The 17,446-nt window shown below is 70.2% G+C and carries 21 protein-coding genes; 15 read left to right on the forward strand and 6 right to left on the reverse strand.

What is annotated here, in order from left to right; all coding sequences use genetic code 11:
- Both ABD978_RS10500 and ABD978_RS10505 read left to right on the forward strand, forming a co-directional pair.
- The gene (locus tag ABD978_RS10500) at positions 1 to 567 is read left to right on the forward strand and encodes a VapC50 family PIN domain-containing toxin (protein WP_345352244.1); all 567 of its coding nucleotides are present in this window, start codon (positions 1 to 3) and stop codon (positions 565 to 567) included.
- 45 nt (positions 568 to 612) lie between these two features.
- Positions 613 to 843, forward strand: coding sequence for a hypothetical protein (locus ABD978_RS10505; RefSeq protein ID WP_345352247.1), 231 nt, complete (start codon positions 613 to 615; stop codon positions 841 to 843).
- 333 nt (positions 844 to 1,176) lie between these two features.
- Here the strand turns inward: ABD978_RS10505 and ABD978_RS10510 are convergent, their stop codons facing one another.
- The gene (locus ABD978_RS10510; protein WP_345352250.1) at positions 1,177 to 1,968 is read right to left on the reverse strand and encodes an SDR family NAD(P)-dependent oxidoreductase; all 792 of its coding nucleotides are present in this window, start codon (positions 1,966 to 1,968) and stop codon (positions 1,177 to 1,179) included.
- 100 nt (positions 1,969 to 2,068) lie between these two features.
- Here ABD978_RS10510 and ABD978_RS10515 point away from each other — a divergent pair, with 100 nt between their 5' ends.
- On the forward strand, positions 2,069 to 2,938 hold the full coding sequence (locus ABD978_RS10515) for a helix-turn-helix domain-containing protein (protein WP_345352253.1): 870 nt from the start codon (positions 2,069 to 2,071) through the stop codon (positions 2,936 to 2,938).
- Here ABD978_RS10515 and ABD978_RS10520 read toward each other — a convergent pair.
- Positions 2,914 to 3,930, reverse strand: coding sequence for an NAD(P)-dependent alcohol dehydrogenase (locus ABD978_RS10520; RefSeq protein WP_345352256.1), 1,017 nt, complete (start codon positions 3,928 to 3,930; stop codon positions 2,914 to 2,916). The two genes, ABD978_RS10515 and ABD978_RS10520, sit on opposite strands and share 25 nt — an antisense overlap.
- A gap of 89 nt (positions 3,931 to 4,019) precedes the next feature.
- On the opposite strand from ABD978_RS10520, the gene ABD978_RS10525 reads away from it, so the two are divergent.
- Entirely contained in the window at positions 4,020 to 4,592 is a 573-nt protein-coding gene (locus tag ABD978_RS10525) for a TetR/AcrR family transcriptional regulator (protein ID WP_345352259.1), read from the forward strand.
- A 53-nt stretch (positions 4,593 to 4,645) separates the two neighbouring features.
- Here the strand turns inward: ABD978_RS10525 and ABD978_RS10530 are convergent, their stop codons facing one another.
- Complete coding sequence (locus ABD978_RS10530; protein ID WP_345352262.1) at positions 4,646 to 5,203, reverse strand: hypothetical protein; 558 nt, start codon at positions 5,201 to 5,203, stop codon at positions 4,646 to 4,648.
- 268 nt (positions 5,204 to 5,471) lie between these two features.
- Here ABD978_RS10530 and ABD978_RS10535 point away from each other — a divergent pair, with 268 nt between their 5' ends.
- Complete coding sequence (locus ABD978_RS10535; protein ID WP_345352265.1) at positions 5,472 to 5,942, forward strand: hypothetical protein; 471 nt, start codon at positions 5,472 to 5,474, stop codon at positions 5,940 to 5,942.
- 118 nt (positions 5,943 to 6,060) lie between these two features.
- Here ABD978_RS10535 and ABD978_RS10540 read toward each other — a convergent pair whose 3' ends face one another.
- A complete protein-coding gene (locus tag ABD978_RS10540) occupies positions 6,061 to 7,236 on the reverse strand; it encodes a L,D-transpeptidase (protein WP_345352268.1) in 1,176 nt (391 codons plus the stop codon).
- A gap of 284 nt (positions 7,237 to 7,520) precedes the next feature.
- Here ABD978_RS10540 and ABD978_RS10545 point away from each other — a divergent pair, with 284 nt between their 5' ends.
- The 7 genes from ABD978_RS10545 (at position 7,521) to ABD978_RS10575 (ending at position 13,960) form a co-directional block, all read left to right on the forward strand.
- On the forward strand, positions 7,521 to 8,153 hold the full coding sequence (locus ABD978_RS10545) for a histidine phosphatase family protein (protein WP_345352271.1): 633 nt from the start codon (positions 7,521 to 7,523) through the stop codon (positions 8,151 to 8,153).
- 55 nt (positions 8,154 to 8,208) lie between these two features.
- Entirely contained in the window at positions 8,209 to 8,787 is a 579-nt protein-coding gene (locus ABD978_RS10550) for a TlpA family protein disulfide reductase (protein ID WP_345352274.1), read from the forward strand.
- Between the two features lie 11 nt (positions 8,788 to 8,798).
- The gene (locus ABD978_RS10555) at positions 8,799 to 9,350 is read left to right on the forward strand and encodes a TlpA family protein disulfide reductase (RefSeq protein ID WP_345352277.1); all 552 of its coding nucleotides are present in this window, start codon (positions 8,799 to 8,801) and stop codon (positions 9,348 to 9,350) included.
- Between the two features lie 58 nt (positions 9,351 to 9,408).
- Positions 9,409 to 10,110, forward strand: a complete 702-nt coding sequence (locus ABD978_RS10560) for a cytochrome c biogenesis CcdA family protein (RefSeq protein ID WP_345353676.1) — start codon at positions 9,409 to 9,411, stop codon at positions 10,108 to 10,110.
- A 25-nt stretch (positions 10,111 to 10,135) separates the two neighbouring features.
- The gene (resB, locus tag ABD978_RS10565) at positions 10,136 to 11,746 is read left to right on the forward strand and encodes a cytochrome c biogenesis protein ResB (protein WP_345352280.1); all 1,611 of its coding nucleotides are present in this window, start codon (positions 10,136 to 10,138) and stop codon (positions 11,744 to 11,746) included.
- A 5-nt stretch (positions 11,747 to 11,751) separates the two neighbouring features.
- Complete coding sequence (gene ccsB / locus ABD978_RS10570) at positions 11,752 to 12,702, forward strand: c-type cytochrome biogenesis protein CcsB (RefSeq protein ID WP_345352283.1); 951 nt, start codon at positions 11,752 to 11,754, stop codon at positions 12,700 to 12,702.
- Positions 12,703 to 12,778: 76 nt separating this feature from the next.
- Positions 12,779 to 13,960, forward strand: coding sequence for a L,D-transpeptidase (locus ABD978_RS10575; protein WP_345352286.1), 1,182 nt, complete (start codon positions 12,779 to 12,781; stop codon positions 13,958 to 13,960).
- 67 nt (positions 13,961 to 14,027) lie between these two features.
- Here the strand turns inward: ABD978_RS10575 and ABD978_RS10580 are convergent, their stop codons facing one another.
- Positions 14,028 to 14,378 (reverse strand): PLD nuclease N-terminal domain-containing protein, encoded by a 351-nt coding sequence (locus ABD978_RS10580; protein WP_345352289.1) that lies wholly within the window; start codon positions 14,376 to 14,378, stop codon positions 14,028 to 14,030.
- Between the two features lie 180 nt (positions 14,379 to 14,558).
- Here ABD978_RS10580 and ABD978_RS10585 point away from each other — a divergent pair, with 180 nt between their 5' ends.
- Positions 14,559 to 15,503, forward strand: a complete 945-nt coding sequence (locus tag ABD978_RS10585; RefSeq protein ID WP_345352292.1) for a hypothetical protein — start codon at positions 14,559 to 14,561, stop codon at positions 15,501 to 15,503.
- A gap of 10 nt (positions 15,504 to 15,513) precedes the next feature.
- Positions 15,514 to 15,777, forward strand: coding sequence for a hypothetical protein (locus ABD978_RS10590; RefSeq protein WP_345352295.1), 264 nt, complete (start codon positions 15,514 to 15,516; stop codon positions 15,775 to 15,777).
- Positions 15,778 to 15,808: 31 nt separating this feature from the next.
- Here ABD978_RS10590 and ABD978_RS10595 read toward each other — a convergent pair whose 3' ends face one another.
- Positions 15,809 to 16,024 carry a BldC family transcriptional regulator gene (locus ABD978_RS10595; protein WP_252779585.1) on the reverse strand — a complete coding sequence of 72 codons (216 nt, stop codon included), beginning with the start codon at positions 16,022 to 16,024 and terminating at the stop codon, positions 15,809 to 15,811.
- Positions 16,025 to 16,335: 311 nt separating this feature from the next.
- Here ABD978_RS10595 and ABD978_RS10600 point away from each other — a divergent pair, with 311 nt between their 5' ends.
- Positions 16,336 to 17,340 (forward strand): threonine ammonia-lyase, encoded by a 1,005-nt coding sequence (locus ABD978_RS10600; protein WP_345352298.1) that lies wholly within the window; start codon positions 16,336 to 16,338, stop codon positions 17,338 to 17,340.
- Positions 17,341 to 17,446: the final 106 nt, after the last annotated feature.

Below are 17,446 nucleotides of genomic sequence, written 5' to 3' on the forward strand. Positions count from 1 at the left end.
GTGGCCTTCGTCGTGGTCTATGACGCTAACGTCCTATATGGGAACACGGTTCGTGATCTCCTCATTCGCATCGCACAGGCGGGTATGGTCCAGGCCAAATGGACTCACAAGATCCTGGATGAGATGCTCGTGAATCTTGCGGCGAACCGTCCCGACATACCGGCGAAAAAGGTCGCGCGTCTGCGCGACCTCATGAATGCCGCCATCCGGGATTGCTTAGTAGAAGGTCATGAGTCGCTCATAGAAGGCTTGAAGCTACCGGATCCCAATGACCGGCATGTTCTCGCGGCCGCGATCAAGGCGGGTGCTCAGGTCATCGTAACGTCCAACCTGGCGGACTTCCCGGCAGAGGAGCTCGCGGTCTGGGGGATAGAGGCGAAGTCACCAGACGACTTCCTGCTCGACCAGATCGACCTGGACGACCGGATCGTCTGGGCCTGCATTCAGCAGATCGTCGATTCTCGTGTGAATCCGCCGGAGACGATCGAGGATGTGCTTGACACGTTGGAACGGGCTGGTTTGGTGGAGTCCGTCGCCGCGTTGAGAGACGGCCGGTACTCGATCTGAATCGACCATGTCACTCGGTCCGCTCCTGCGGCGGCGGTCACGGAGGTGATCAGGCCGGAGCAGGTCTACGTCTGCCTGTGGTCGCACATGGACCGAGAACCCGGTCACATCCACTTCGTCGTCCAGCCGGTCACCAAGGCCGACATGGCGCGCTTCGAAGCGGCCGGCCCGGAGCTCCAACTCGCGATGTTCCGCGCCGGCGAGTCGCCGAGGGAGGCCGAAATAGACGCCGTCTGCGCGCGACTACGCCCGCTCCTCGCCGACCAGATTCAGTGAGTGCCCCGGATTTTGTCGCTGGAACAACGAGAATCCTCGGCAGAGAAGTCGACCACTCAGCAGGCGGCGGACGTGCTCCGGGGGCCTCGTCGCGTTCGAGGCTGTCCCCCCAGGAGGGACGAAGTGGCCGCCGACGGGACAGGCGCGGAAGACAGTCACCCACCCGGCTGTTTGATTCGGCGCGATTGTCCACGTCGGTGGCGTAGAGCATTACGGGTGAATCCGCTGCAGCGTGGATCCGCCGCCACGAAAACAGGGTGCTCCCCGGTGGTGTCCGACCTTCCCCGAAGGCGCGTTGTGTCCCTGCGGTGTGGTGGCCGGGTCGTCTCGACGTCAGGTCAGGCGGGTGGCGGTGATACCGCCGTCGACGTAGAGGGTGGCGCCGTGGATCATGCGCGCCTCCTCGGACGCGAGGAAGGCGACGGCTTGGGCGATGTCCTCGGGGGTGATCGGGACTCCGGCCGGAGTCCCGGCGGCCATCTGTTCGATCACGGGGCGGGCGCTCTCGTTGCCGGGAGTCAGGGTGATGCCGGGAGCGACGGCGTTGACCCGGACACCGCGTGAGCCGAATTCGGCGGCCCAGCTCCGGGTCATCTGCTCGTCGGCGGCCTTGGTGGCGGTGTAGAGAGCGGCGAACGGACTTCCCACGGCCGCCATCCAGGATCCAATCGTCACGATCACCCCGGATCCCCGGGCCGCCATTTCCGGCGCCATCTGGGCGACGAGCACATGCGGCGCCCGGATGTTGACCGCGAGCATCGCGTCAAGGGCGTCGTCGGGGAGTTCCGGCGTGGACGTCGCGGGATAGATGCCGGCGTTGTTCACCAGGATGTCCACCCGCCCGCCCGCGGCCACCGTGGCCCGTACGGCGAACTCGCGCACCGCGTCGCAGTCGCCCGCCAGGTCAGCGGGGACGAAGTCGGCCTTGCCGTCCGCGGCGCGGATCCCGGCCACCACCGCCTCGCCACGCCGGGGGTCGCGGCCGCTGACGATCACGTGGGCGCCACGTGCCGCGAGCACGCGGGCGATGGCGGCGCCGATGCCACTGGTCGATCCGGTCACGACGGCGCTGCGGCCGTGAAAGGGCGGTACGGGGGAGGGCTGGAGTTCGTTCGATGAGGTCATGCCGCCATTTCACGGGCCCCATCGGCACGCAACCAGCGCGAGTGTTCCCTAGGCACGGCATGACCAGGCAAGTCGGTGGCGGCGGCCGTACCGTGGGGGCATGAGTCGCGACCGCTCCGCTTTCGGCGCCTTCCTGCGGGCCCGCCGAGACCGGCTCACTCCCGCCCAGGCCGGGATCGAGGCGTTCCCCGGCCGCCGGCGGGTGCCCGGCCTGCGCCGGGAGGAACTGGCCATGCTGGCGGGCCTGAGCACCGACCACTACAGCCGGCTGGAACAGGGCCGGCAGGCGACGGTGTCCGAATCCGTGCTCGCCGCGCTGACGCGGGCCCTGCGGCTGAACGAAGTGGAGGCCGCACATCTTCGGGACCTCGCGGCTCCGGCGACCCGTACCCGCAGGGCGGTGCCGGAGGCGCAGCGCGCGGATCCGGGACTGCTGCGCCTGGCCGCGACCCTGGACCACGTCCCGGTGCTGTTGCTCGGCCGGCGTTCCGAGGTGCTCGCGCGCAACGCCCTGCTCGAAGCCGTCCTCGGACGCGCTCTGCCGCCGGGCTCATCCTTCCTGGACTATCTGTTCCGCGATCCCCTGGCCCGGGAGCGCATCGTCAACTGGGCCGAGTTCGGCGCCCGATCGGTCGCCGCGATGCGCATGGAGGTCGGCAGGCGGCCGGACGACCAGCGGCTCCTGGCCGCCGTGCGCGACCTGCGGCGTACCGACCCGGACGTCGCCCGCTGGTGGGACGACCACACCGTGCGCGACTACGCCTCGGTTTCCAAGCGCATCGCGCATCCGGAAGCCGGGCTTCTCGACTTCGCCATCGAGATCGTCACCGCACCTCACGTCCCCGATCAGCACCTCATCGTGTACACCGCCGAGGCCGACTCGTCCACGGCCCGGATACTGCCGATCCTGGCCAGCTGGGCCACCCCGACGCGAGCTCCTTCGACTCAGAGTTCCAGGACGGCGCGGTAGTGGGCGCGACCGCGGCGGACGTGATCCAGTGCCTCGTCCATGCGCGTGGCCGGGAAGACCTCGACCTGCGGGCGGATGTCGTGCCGGGCCGCGAAGTCGAGCATCTGGCGGGTCTCTGTCGGTGAGCCGGTGACGCCTCCGACGAGGGTCCGTTCGCCGGGCAGGAGGCTGAGGGGGGTGACGGTGAGCGCGCCGTTGGGGAGGCCGAGGACGCACAACGTCCCGCGCGGGCGCAGGGTCGCCAGGTAGGCGTCCCACAGCAGGTCGGCCGAGACGGTCGAGAGGACGAAGTCGAACGAGTTCGACACCCGATCGAGCCCTGTCCCCTCGTTCGTCGCGACGAAGTCGTGAGCGCCGAACCGGCGGGCGTCGTCGCTCTTGCCGGGCGTCGAGGAGATGGCGGTCACGTGGCATCCCCATTTTGCGAGGAACTGGATCGCCAGGTGCCCCAGGCCACCGATCCCGACGACGGCGACGCGGTCCGTCGGTCGAACCGAGTGATGGAGGAGCGGGGGGAAGACCGTCGTCCCGGCGCACAGGAAAGGCCCCGCGTGCTCAGAGGCGATGACGTCGGGGATGGGTTGAACGTGCCGCCAGTCGCCGGCGCGGACATGGCTGGCGAAGGCTCCTCCGGTCCCGCGGACCACCACGTTGTCCTTGGCCGGGCAGAGTTGCTGCCGGCCGCTGAGGCACCATTCGCAGGCGAAACATGATCCGGCCGTGGCCCCGACGCCCACGCGTTGACCGACGGCCAACCGCGTGCGATCGACCGCGTCGCCCAGAGCCTCGACCACGCCGACCGCTTCATGGCCCGCGACCACGGGGAAGTTCGAGATCCCCCACTCGTCGTCGATCATGCCGAGGTCGGTGTGGCAGATCCCGGAGTGGGTCACCGCGACCTCGACCTCGAGTGGCCCCAGGGGCTCCGGTTCGTACTCACGTACCTGCACAGGGCCGCCCGCCTGTTCGACCGCGTACGCACGCCTCGTCATCGCTTGTTCCTTCCAAGTAACTAACTAGATAGTTACAATGTAGCGTCGCTTCCGAACCTGTCAACCAACTGGTCGGATAGCATCGGCGGATGCGCGTCCGCGATGCCGAGGCCACCCGCCGCAACCTCCTCGCCGCCGCCACCGCCGACTTCGCCGCCTACGGCATCGCCGGCGCTCGGGTCGACCGGATCGCGGCCGAGGCCGGCGTGAACAAGGCGCTGCTGTACTCCCACTTCGGCGACAAGCTCGGGCTCTTCGACGCCGTTTTCCGCATGCATGCGGGCGCCGTCGTGGAGGCGACCCCGTTCACCGCCGACGATCTCCCGGACTACGCGGTACGCCTGTACGACGCGGCCGTCGCACGGCCGGAGTTGATCCGGCTGGCCGCCTGGGCGCGCCTCGAGCGCGTCGGGACCGGGAACCTCGTGACCGACGAATCAGCGAGTGCGGCCAAACTGCGGGCGATCGCCGACGCGCAGCGGTCCGGCTTCATCACGCCCGCGATGGAGCCGCAGGACGTGCTCGCGTTGGTCATCGCGATGGCCTTGACCTGGTCCTGCGCGGGCCTGTCCTACGTCGCCACTCCCGACGATTCCCCCGCGGACCATGAGCGCCGCCGGCAGGCCCTGTCCATGGCGGTGTCCCGGGCCTTCGCTCCCTGAGAGGGAAGCACGCCAGGGCAGGCACGCCGCGGCGGGGCGGCAGAGGGGACAGGTCAGGCGTCGGGCCAGACGCGGCGTTTGGCGGGGACGGCCATCAGGTCGCCGACGACGAAGTCCTGTTGCGGGCCCTGCCAGGCGAACGGGATGAACACCGCGAGGGCGCAGCCCGCCTGGTGCTCGACCTCCATGGCGATCGCGTCGACGCTTCCCGGCGGGGCCGGGGCGGGGTCCTTCCGCCAGTCCGTGGACCGGCGGAGCCGGACGTTCACGGGGGCGGTGTCGCCCGGCGACGGCTCCTTCATGCGCACGTAGTAGGTGATGACGGCGCACCGGAGCTCGGCCTCGCGGGCGCGGTAGCCGTCGGCGAGGTGGCGTAGCGCCCCGGCGGTGGCCGTCTCGTCGTAGGCGTAGTCGGCGTCGTACTGCCCGGCCTTCCGCAGCACGCCGTCGGCGTCCATGACCAGGCCGAACGGGTAGAGCATTCCCGCGTCGGGCTCCGGGCGGAGTCTGCCCTCGGCGCCTTCCAGGGCGGCCGCGAGGCAGGCGTCCATGTCGCCTCGGGCCCGTCGTGGGACGGAGCCGTCCATCAACATCAGCGTCAGGGTCTGCATCGGATGCGGATAGGTGGGCGGGAAATCGCCTGCGGCTCGCCAGGAGGACACGGCCCGAAATCCTAATCGACGAAGATGCGCCAGGTAAGGCGACTCCGACGGATGAAAAGGGGTTTCGTCCTGGTCGGGGCCCGGCTCTGATGGGTGCCGTCGGCCGGGACCGTACGAAAGGCTCGGCGAACAACGCCGCCCCGCGAGGCGACTCGTCCATGTTTGCGCATTTTGTGACGGCGTTTACCGAGACTTCTGCCGGCGGGGAGCCGCGCGGATGGTCGGAGCGGCGCGCTACGGTCTGCGGCCATGGCTCACCGGACCTACGAGGAGTACTGCGCGGCCGTGGTGGCCGAGGTCGCGCGGTTCGTCGCGATACGCGGACGCGGAGATCGCGGTCGGCCACGAGCCGCACGTCGACGCGGCCACGGCGGCCGACGGGATCGAGGAGCTCCTGGAGAACCTGCCGTCCTTCGGGTGGGTCGCCGAGCGCGTACGCGAGCTGGGCCGCGACGGCGAGACGCTGCACCTGCACGCCACCGATGGGGACGGCGAGTGGATGATCCGACCGGGCGACGGCGGTTTCACCTGGGAGCGCGGTCACGGCAAGGGCACGGCCGCCGTACGGGCGGCGACCGGGGACCTGCTGCTGCTCGTCTACGGCCGCCTCCGGCCCGACGACGAACGGCTGGAGGTCTTCGGCGACCGCGACCTGCTGTCCGCCTGGCTGACGGCCACCGCCCTCTGACGCGCGGCCACGCCCGCTGACACGCGATCGCCCGTCCCCGCTGGGGACGGGCCGGTCCCGGCGCCGTCCGGGTCCCGGCGATGGGCGCCTGGCCGGCGGCCACCGCCCTGTGACACGCTCAGCGGGACAGGTCGCCGTCCTTCTGCCAGGAGCTCCAGGAGTAGTTCCAGTACTTCCAGTCGCCGTCGTTCGGCTCGTCGACGAAGCGGCGGCTCGTGCCGGTGATCTTGACGATGTCGCCGCGTTGCGCGATGCCGAAGAAGTAGCGGGCGCCGGCGCGGGAGGTGCGGACGCAGCCGTGGCTGGCGTTGCGGTCACCGAGGGCGTCGTACTCCCCGACACTCTGGTGGACGTACTCGCCGCCCATCGAGATCCGCACCGCCAGGTGGACGTCCTCCTTGTAGTAGTCGCAGCCGGACTGGCCCGGCTTGCAGTTCGGCGACTCCATCTGCACCACCTGCTTCTTCTCCCTGGTCAGGTGGATGCCGCTGGTGGTGGTGTACTCCCGGGTGGTGCCCTTGCCCATGCTGATGAGGAACGTCCGCAGCACGCCGTCGTGGTCGACCCTCATCAGGTGGGTGCGGGAGTCGGCGACCGTGATGTTCGACGCGCCGATGGTGAAGGTCCTCGTGACGTCCGTCGTCCCGTACACGCCCTTGGCGGCGCGTACGCCGGCCAGGTGTGCGGTGAAGGTCACGTTCTGGTGCGGCTGCCAGTAGCGGCGGGTGCGGTAGACGGCCTGCCGGTCCGACATCCAGTGCCAGGCGCCCCCGTCCGCCCTGTCCGCCCGAACCTCGAGGGCGCGTGTGACCTGGGCGCGGTCGGCCACCGGGCCGTCGAACGTCACGATGATCGGCATTCCGACGCCGACCTTCTCGCCGGCCTGCGGCGTGACGTCGGCGATGGCGATCTGATGCGCCGCCGACGCCGTACGGAACCGGCTCATCACCGCGGTGACCCGGCCCGTGGAGCTCCGGGCCGTGGCCTTCACCCGGTACCAGACGCCGGGCTTGAGGGTCCAGATGGTCTTCCACGACCTGTGGTCGGCGTCGAACGCGCCCGGCGCGTCCGTGTCGTCCTGCCGTACGTCCACCTGCTCCAGCCGCCCCCCGGAGACGGTGACCTCGACGCTCCGGTCCGGCCGGACGGTGCGCCTGCCGTCGGCCGGGCTGATCTTGATCGTCGCGTCGGTCGCGACCGACGCCGCCTGCTGGCCGCCCCCGGAGCAGGCCGACGTCACGGCGACGGTCGCGGCGGCGATGGCCGGGCCGGCGAACAGCCGCCGATTCCTCATGTGAATCTTCACTTTCTATGAGATGCGCGTACGGCGGGCAGGTTCGCCGGAGCGGCGTACGACACAAGCATCTGTCGAGACGCCGCCGAACGCCGAGATTCCGCACGGCGTGTCCCCGACGCCTACGCCTGATGGCCTACCTGCGTGGCGTGTCACCTGCATCGCGTGCAGGTAACGCGCGATGCGGGTTTTCGCCGGCCGCCGGTCGATCGGTGCCGCCGGGCGGGCGACTCGCCGGTCCGGTCGGCGCTGCCGCCTCCGGGGGCCGGTAGTGTTGGGGCGCTATGAAGACGATCGTTCATCTGCTGCGCCACGGCGAGGTGCACAACCCCGAGGGTGTCCTGTACGGGCGGCTGCCGGGCTACCACCTCAGCGACGACGGCCGGCTGATGGCGAAGGCGGCGGCCAAGTGGTTCGACGGGCGTGACATCACCGCGCTCGTGTCCTCGCCGATGGAGCGCGCCCAGGAGACCGCCGAGCCGATCGCCGAGACGCTCGGCCTGCCGGTCGGCACCGACGAGCGCCTGATCGAGGCCGCCAACCACTTCGAGGGCCGTACGTTCGGCGTCGGCGACGGATCGCTGCGCCGCCCGGAGCACTGGCCGTTCCTCTGGAACCCCTTCCGGCCGTCGTGGGGCGAGCCGTACGAGGAGATCGCCCGGCGCATGCTGGCCGCGATGGCGGCCGCGCGCGACGCCGCGCGCGGGCACGAGGCGGTGTGCGTCAGCCACCAGTTGCCGATCTGGGTGACGCGGCGACGGGTCGAGGGCCGCCGGATGTGGCACCACCCGGGGCGCCGGCAGTGCTCGCTGGCCAGCGTGACCAGCTTCACCTACGACGACGACCGCATCGTCAAGGTCGACTACGCCGAGCCGGCGGGTGAGTTCTCCCACCGCCCCGGTGTCCCCGGCGCCTGAGCCCTCCTGCACAATAGAGCTGAGTACTACACGATGTAGTAGTAGGAGTGTGCCCGTGACCCCCCGTGCCCTGACCCTTCCGGCGGTGATCCTGCTCGGTGTCGGCGTGCTCGCGGGATGTGCGGGCACCGGCGCCGTGCAGAGCGGCGCCGGCAACTCCGACTCGCGGTACGTCGCGGGCGACAACTCCAGCCAGATCATCAAGAACCGCAAGCCCGCCCCCCAGGTGAAGGGCACCACGCTCGACGGCAGGCCCTTCGACCTCGGCGCGCAGAGCGGCAAGGTCACGGTCGTCAACTTCTGGGCGTCCTGGTGCGCGCCGTGCCGCGCCGAGGCGCCGACGATGGAGCAGATCTACCAGCAGACCAAGGGCTCGGGCGTGCAGTTCCTGGGCGTGGACATCAAGGACGGCAAGGACAACGCGCAGGCGTTCCTCCGCACCTTCAAGATCACCTATCCGAGCCTGTACGACCAGGCCGGGCAGGTGGCGCTGGCCTTCCGTGACATCCCGCCGAACGCCGTGCCCTCCACGCTGATCATCGACCGGCAGGGCAAGGTCGCGGTCCGCATCATCGGGAGCGTGCCCTACTCCCGCCTCCGGGACCTCGTCACCAAGGTCGCGGCCGAGAAATGAGCCCTACCGCGATGCGCCGTCGTGCCGTGGCCGCCTCGGCCACGGTCGTACTCGGCGGTGCGCTCGCGGGCTGTGCCGGCACCGGCGCCACCGGAGCGCGGCAGTCCTCCTACGCGCCGTACGAGCTCTTCACGGACCGCAGGCCCGCGCCGCAGGTCACGGGGACGACGCTGGACGGGAAGAGCTTCGACCTCGCCGCCCTGCACGGCAAGGTCGCGGTCCTGAACTTCTGGCAGTCCTACTGCGCTCCCTGCCGCGCCGAGGCGCCCGCGCTGCAGAAGGTGTCCGCCGAGACGAAGGCGTCCGGGGTGCGCTTCGTCGGCGTGGACGTACGTGACGCCAAGGAGGCCGGCAAGGCCTTCGCCCGCACCTTCAAGATCGATTATCCGAGCATCTACGACCAGGCCGGGCAGGTGGCGCCGGCCTTCCGCGACGTGCCGCTCACCGGCGTGCCGACCACGCTCGTCATCGACCGGAACGGCCGCGTGGCGGGCCGCATCGTCGGCGGGACGTCGTACTCCGCCCTGCGCGACCTGGTCACGAAGATCGCGGCGGGCCGATGAAGCGCGGCCGTACGGGGGTGAGCGCGTGGTGAGCACCATCACCAGCGGATCGCTCGTCATGGCGGTCCCGGTCGCGGCGGCGGCCGGGCTCGTGTCGTTCCTGTCCCCGTGCGTGCTGCCCCTCGTCCCGGGCTACCTCTCGTACGTCACCGGCATGAGCGGCGCGGACCTCGGGGAGCGGCGGCGGGGGCGGCTGCTGCTCGGGGTCGCGCTGTTCGTCCTGGGGTTCACGGTCGTGTTCGTGAGCGCGGGGCTGGCGTTCGGCGGGTTCGGCGCGCTGCTGCAGCGGCACGCCGCCGTGATCACGAAGGTGCTGGGCGCGGTCACGATCCTGCTCGGACTGGCGTTCATGGGGTTCATCCCCGGGCTGCAGCGGACCGTGAAGTCGAGCCGGCTGCCCGCCGCCGGAGTGGCGGGCGCACCGCTCCTCGGCGCGCTGTTCGGCCTCGGCTGGACGCCCTGCATCGGCCCGACCCTCGCCGCCGTGCAGGCGATGGCCTACACCGAGGCGAGCGCGGCGCGCGGGGCGCTGCTGTCGTTCGCCTACTGCGTCGGTCTGGGCGTGCCGTTCCTGCTCACCGCCGTCGCGTACCGTAAGGCCCTGGGCGCGTTCGGCTGGGTCAAGCGCCACTATCAGGCCGTGATGCGCATCGGCGGCGGCCTGCTCGTCGCGATCGGGCTGCTCCTGGTCACCGGGTTCTGGAGTGACCTGACGATTCAACTGCAAGGCTGGGTCTCCGGCTTCAAGACGGTGATCTGATGAGCTTCGACAAGGGGGTACGCCCGTGAGCGTCGACGCTCCTGAGACGCAGGCCGCGCCGCAGGCGCCACGGGAACGCCCGGCGGGCATCGGTCTGGTCGGCTGGCTCCGGTGGGGCTGGCGGCAGCTGACCTCGATGCGGACGGCCCTGGTCCTCCTGTTCCTCGTCGCGCTCGGCACCGTGCCCGGATCGTTCCTGCCGCAGCGCGGGCTCGCGCCGGAGAAGGTCACGACCTTCTTCCAGCAGCACAAGACGCTCGCGCCGGTGATGGACAAGCTGTCGCTGTTCGACGTGTACGCCGCGCCCTGGTTCGCGGCGATCTACATCCTGCTGTTCGTGTCCCTGGCCGGGTGCGTGCTGCCGCGGGCCAAGCACCACGTCGACCAGTTGCGGTCCCGGCCGCCGAAGGCCCCGCGCAACCTCGGCCGGCTGCCGGAGGCGGCGTCGTACGAGACGGCCGCCGCCCCCGACGAGGTGCTCGCCGAGGCGCGCGGCATCCTCAAGGGCCGGCGGTTCCGCGTCGACACGTACGACGACGCGGTCGCGGCCGAGAAGGGGTACCTCCGCGAGACCGGCAACCTGGTCTTCCACTTGGCCCTGCTCGTGCTGCTGTTCGCGGTCGGCTCCGGCGCGGCGTTCGGCTACAAGGGCAACGTCCTGGTGACCGAGGGGGAGGGCTTCTCCAACACCCTCGCCTCGTACGACGCGTTCAAGGGCGGCCGCAGCTTCACCGCCTCGAAGCTGCCGCCGTTCACCGTCTGGCTCGACTCCTTCTCGGCGAGCTACCTGCCGAGCGGCCCGAACCGCGGACAGCCGACCAACTTCTCGGCCAAGATCCGGTACCAGAACGGCCTGCGGTCCTCGGTCAAGTCCTACGACCTGAAGGTCAACCACCCGCTCAACGTGGACGGGTCGCGGGTCTACCTCCTCGGTCACGGCTACGCGCCGCGCTTCACCGTGCGCGACGGCAAGGGGCAGGTCGCCTTCCAGGGGGCCGTGCCGTTCCTGCCGACCAACGAGGCGACGTACGCCTCCGAGGGCGTCATCAAGGTGCCGGACGCGCAGCCCGACCAGCTCGGCTTCATCGGCCTGTTCTGGCCCACCGCCGTGCCGAACCAGCAGGGCAAGGTCGTCTCGGCCTTCCCCGCCGCGTGGAACCCGCAGGTCGCGCTGTTCGCCTTCAAGGGCGACCTCGGCCTGTCCAACGGCGCCCCGCAGTCGGTGTACCGGCTGGAGACCGCCAAGCTCAAGCCCATCCTGATGGGCAACAAGGTCAAGCCGCTGGCGGCCGGCCAGACGCTGCAACTGCCGGGCGGCGCCGGGTCGGTGACCTTCGACGGCTACCGGCAGTACGTCACCCTCCAGGTCAACCACGACCCCGGACGCGTCCCCGCGCTCGCCGCCGGCATCGTCGCGATCGCCGGGATCGTGACCTCCTTCCTCGTGCGCCGCCGCAGGGTGTGGGTCCGTGCGACGGCCGCGGACGGCGGGCGTACCGTGGTCCAGGTCGGAGGGCTCACCCTCGGCGGCGCCACTCCGGACTTCGAAGCGATCGTCGAGCGGCTCAAGACAGCCGCCCCCGAAGAGTCCCGGAGCACGGCTCCGGACGAACCCCCGAACACAGACGAGGAGTGACGACCGTGGTCGACACCCATCTGGCCAATCTGAGCAACCAGTTGATGCTCGGTGCGGTGCTGCTCTACGTCGTCACCATGGTCGGATACGCCGCCGACATCTCGTTCGGGCGGCGGCGCGTCGCGGCCGTGCCGCAGGAGGCGAAGGTCCTCGTCGGCGCGGGCGGCCCCGAGGACGTGCAGGACGTCGAGGAGGTCCAGGACGAGGACGAGGGGCGCCGGATCGACTGGGGCCGGTTCGCGATCCTCCTCAACGTGCTCGCCTGGGGCGTGCACGGCGCCGAGATCGTCACCCGGGGCATGGCGGCCGACCGCGTGCCCTGGGGCAACATGTACGAGTTCGTGTCCGCGATCACATTCGCCGCGGTCACCGTGTACCTCGTGATGCTCTGGCGCTACAAGACCAACTGGCTCGGCCCGTTCCTCATGGTGGCCGTCGTCATCGCGCTCGGCATCGCCACGATCTGGCTGTACGACGACCCGGGTCCGCTCCGCCCGGCGCTGCACTCGTACTGGATCGCCATCCACGTGACCGCCGCCGTGACCGCCACCGGAACGTTCACCGTCGCCGGCGTCGCCACGATCCTCTACCTCCTCAAGGCCCGCCGGACGCCGCCCAAGCCGGGCGGTCTGCTGGAGCGGGTCCCCGACGCCGAGACCCTCGACCGCATCTCCCACCGCACGATGATGTTCGGCTTCCCGATCTGGACGTTCGCCATCATCGCCGGCGCGATCTGGGCGGACTCCGCGTGGGGCCGCTACTGGGGCTGGGACCCCAAGGAGACCTGGTCGTTCATCACCTGGGTCGTCTACGCCGGGTACCTCCACGCCCGCGCCACCGCCGGCTGGCGGGGCCGCAAGGCTGCCGTCATCTCCCTGATCGCCTTCGCGTGCCTTCTGTTCAACTTCTTCGGAATCAACTACCTCGTCTCCGGGTTGCACTCCTACGCTGGTTGATTATTCAGCTCCCACTGGCAACTTTTTACGCACACCGTGCGTCACATGGGTCGTGGGTGAATCTGGGAGGACTCGCGTGGGTAGAAGGCGGTCGGCCGTTGGCATGATGGCGATGGTGGCCCTGCTGGCCGGTGCGTCCGCGTGTACGGGCAGCAGTGAGGCGGGCACGAACGGCAAGGACGGCACGAAGGCCCCTGACGCCCAGGTGCGCGTCACTCCCGCCAACGGCACCGCCGCCGCGCGCCCGGACCAGGGCGTCGCGGTCGCGTCCTCGGGCGGAAAGCTCGAGCAGGTGACGGTCGCCTCGGGCAGCACGCAGGTGCCGGGCGACTTCACCCCCGACCACACGCAGTGGAAGACCAAGTGGACGCTCAAGCCCGGCGCGTCGTACACCGTGAACGTCACGGCCAAGAACGCCAAGGGCAAGACCACGACGACGCAGAGCACGTTCAAGACGCAGCCGGCCACCCAGACCTTCAAGATCGCTGACATCACGCCGATGCCCGGCGAGAAGGTCGGCGTGGGCATGCCGATCATCGTGAAGTTCGACAAGCCGATCGCCAACAGGGCGAACGTCGAGCGGGCGCTCGAGGTGAAGTCGGACAAGGGCGACACCGGCGTCTGGCACTGGATGTCGAGCACGGAGGTCGTCTTCCGCACCCAGAAGTTCTGGGGCTCGCACCAGAACGTCACGTTCACCGCCCACCTCGCCGGCGTGCGCGGCCTCAAGGGCGTGTACGGCAAGGCGGACGTGTCGCGGTCCTTCAAGATCGGCGCGTCCAACGTCACCGTGGCCAACGCCAAGACGCACTACATGAAGGTCGACCACGACGGCGTCGTCAAGAAGTTCCCGATCAGCACGGGCGTGGGGTCGACGACGGAGTACACCACGACCAGCGGCCTGCACATCACGCAGGAGAAGTCCGAGAGCGTGACGATGGAGTCGCCCGGCCGCAAGCCCGGCGACGCCGGCTACTACAAGGAGGTCGTGCACCTCGCGGTCCGGATCACCAACCGCGGTGAGTACGTCCACCAGAGCGTCGGGGAGTACGACGCCCTCGGCAACCGCAACGCCAGCCACGGCTGCGTCCGCACCTCGCCGACCGGCGCCCGGTACTTCTACGACATCGCCCAGCGCGGCGACATCGTGAACGTCACCGGCACCAGCCGCAAGCTGTCCAACGAGGTGGACTCCAACGGCTGGGTGTTCTGGGCCCTGTCGTGGAACAAGTGGGTCGCGGGCAGCGCCCTGCACTGACCCGCCGACCAGCGCTTCTCCGACCCCGGCCGCCCGCGTGGCGCCGGGGTCGGCGCGTTTCCACGCCCTAGGGCTCCTCGCCGCGGAGGCGACGGTCCAGTTGACGGAGGAATTCCGGGTCGTCGTCCGGGCCGAGCGGGCCCCGCCGGTCCAGGGGTTCGACCTCGTCCCCGCCGGCGTCCCGTGAGGTGAGGAACTCCGACGGCCACCCGGTCACCCCCGCCCGGACGTATCTGCGGCGCCGGCCGAACAGCAGCCAGGCGACCGCACCGAGTTCGAAGCCGAGCAGCACGACGAGGAACCACGCGAACTTCGGCAGGTGCCGGGTTTCGAATTCATCGGTCGACAGGACCTCGAAGAGGCAGAAGAGCCACACGCCGAGTGCGACAAGGACGAGCACGACGGCAAGGACGAGCATGGTCGCAGAGTAACCCGCCCACCTGAACGTCGCCGCAGAGGTGGCCGCACCGGGCCGCAGAACCGGCCGCACCGGGCCGTGGAGGTGGCCGCAGTGGGCCGCCGGATCAGCGGAGCCTGGGATGACGGGTGGCCGCATGCTCGCTTACGCTTCGGCGTAGCCGAGGCGAGGGGACGTGTCATGCGGTACCGGGTGAACCGTCGCCAGCAGCTCGAGGCGCCGGCCGCAGACTCCCGGACCGGGCGCCACCGCCGGAGCAAGGACTCCGCCGGCGACGCCGATCGGACGGCTGCCGCCGACCGGCCCGTCGCCCGCCCGCGCCGCCTGCAGCCTAGGGACGCGCTCGGCCGTTTCCGCAAACTGCGCCCGGACGAGCAGCGGCGGCTCACGGACCGCGCGGACACCCCACTGCCCGAGCGGCCCGTCGAGCGGCGCTACACCTGGCGCGACTTCGAGCTCGACGACGAGCTGCCGCGCGCGGCGCCGCACCGGCCGGACGCGCCCGACCTACGGGACGGACGCCGGCACTGCGGATCGCTGGAGGACGTCCTTTACCGGCAGTGGCCCGCCGACGGCGCGCCGGTCTCCCCGGACGTCGTCCGGGCCGTGGACAGCCTCGCCGAGCTGCCCGACGTGCTCAAGGACAAGCTCGCCGAGAGCCTGAACGGCATCTACGTGGGCTCCGGCGGGGTTCCGGACCTCGACGACATGGCCTATCTGCGCGGTGAGCCGCTGCCGTCGGGCAAGGCGACCTGGGACATCTGCGCCGGGGCGTACGGGGACCGAACGATCGTCGTCGGTGACCGTCCGTCACCAACTCCGGACGTGATGCTGCACGAGATCGGGCATGCTCTTGACGACATCGACGGCAGGATGACCGACGAGGGCGGTCGACAATGGCAGTCCGACACTCCGGAGTTCCGGGCACTGTACGCCCAATGTCTTCCACACTTGGAGAGTGCCTTTCACCGGCAGGCGGAGGATCTCGGTCGGCACGAGTTCTTCGCGGACGCCTTCGCGGCGATCGCGTCGCACCAACGACCGGCGCTTGTCGACATGCTTGGCGGGGATACCCGAACGGCGTTGAATGTAATGCTTTTCTTCAACCGCAAATACGGGATTTAGGTGATGCGCGATGTACGTGATCAGGCTCCCCGGCGGAAACCTACGGGTGCCCGCGAGCGTGCTGGCCCGCGGGCGGCAGGCGCACGGCGGCTCGGGGAGCGTGATCGGCCAGGCCTATGTGGAGATCGGCCCGGAGGATCCCGACTACCAGCGTCTTCTCGCGCAGTCGATCTCGGAAGAGGAGATGGCGGAGAAGCGTCGTCGCTGGCGCGAGGATGATGAGGCGCTGCGCGCCGAATTCGAGGAGTTCAAGGCCCGACAGTCGGAGGAGTGACGGCGAGGTCCGGTCGCCGCCTACCGACCGTCTACCGGCTCAGTTCGCTGCGTACCGAGGACTCGACCGGCTCCTCGCCCCTCAGGAGTGCGTGCACCTCGGATTCCCGGAAACGGCGGTGGCCGCCCGGCGTCCGGATGCTGCTGATCCGGCCCGCCGCCGCCCACCGTGTTACCGTTTTCGGGTCGACCCGGAACAGGGCGGCGACCTCACCTGGGGTCAGCAGGCGCTCGCTCGTACTCTCCACGTTTTCTCTCCCCCTTTGTCCCGCTCTCGTCGCGGGTGGACTGTTTCTCAGTCTGCCGTGTCAAGACCGATTTCTCCCTTGTTTTCGGAAAACATCACGCTGCGTAGTTTTGTGACATGCAGTAATGACTGCACGTGACGGATCAGTTGCGGGCCCTCGGCCGTACGGTCGGCCCGTCGCCCACAGTGACGCCGTGACGGCCCCGAGGGGACGGCGAGATGACGGCGGTCACACGCTGAGATGACGGCGGCCACACGCCGAGATGGCGACCGTCGCCCCCGGACGCACCGACCCCACGTAGGGTGCTCGCTATGCCCGATCTTGTAACACCGGAGGAGATCGAGGACGCCGCCCGGCGGCTGTCCGGGGTCGCGCTGCGCACCCCTCTGGTGCCGCTCCGCGGCACCAAGTCCTCCGTTCCTCTCCTGCTCAAGGCCGAGTCGCTGCAGCCGGTCGGCTCCTTCAAGCTCCGCGGGGCGTACGCCGCGGTCAGCGCCCTGCCCGAGGAGGAGCGGAAGAACGGCGTCATCGCGCACTCCAGCGGCAACCACGCGCAGGCCGTGGCGTACGCGGCGAACGTCCTCGGCATCCCCGCCGTGCTCGTCGTCCCGACCACGATCCCCGCCGTGAAGGCCGAGGCCTGCCGCACGCTCGGCGCCGAGATCGTGTTCGTCGAGCCGACCATCGAGGCCCGCGTGGAGACGGCCGACCGGCTGGCGGCGGCGCACGGGTACGCGCTCATCCCGCCGTTCGACGACGCGCGGATCATCGCGGGGCAGGGCACGATCGGCCTGGAGATCCTCGAGGACGAGCCCGAGGTGGACGCGGTCTTCGTGCCGGTCAGCGGGGGCGGCCTGATCGCCGGCGTCGCCACGGCGATCAAGGCGAAGCGCCCCGAGACCAAGGTCATCGGCGTGGAGCCCGAGCTCGCCGCCGACGCGCGCGACTCCTTCCGCGTCGGCCGCCGGATCGGCTGGCCGGCCGCCGACACGATCCGCACGATCGCCGACTCCCTGCGCATCGAGCGCGTCGGCGAACTGCCGTTCGAGCACATCCGCGCGTACGTCGACGACGTCATCGTGGTCTCCGAGGACGAGATCCGCGCCGCCATGCGGCTGCTCGCCCGCCGCGCGGGTCTGGTCGCCGAGCCGGGCGGCGCGGTCGCGGCCGCCGGGCACCTGGCGGCGACGGGCGCGCGCGGGCGGCACCACGGAGGGCGCCCGCAGCGTCACGTCGCCATCGTCTCCGGCGGCAACGTCGACCCGGCCCTCTACGCGGAGATCCTCGGCGACTCCGGAGAACCCAGCACGAAGTGACGGATAACGGTCCCGGGACCGGCGGCCCGGCCCCGGGATCGAAGTGATGGATAACGGTCCCGGGACCGGTGGGTCCGGTCCCCGGGCCGAAATGACGGATCACGGT

This window comes from Actinoallomurus liliacearum (genome assembly GCF_039542035.1).
Classification (GTDB): domain Bacteria; phylum Actinomycetota; class Actinomycetes; order Streptosporangiales; family Streptosporangiaceae; genus Actinoallomurus; species Actinoallomurus liliacearum.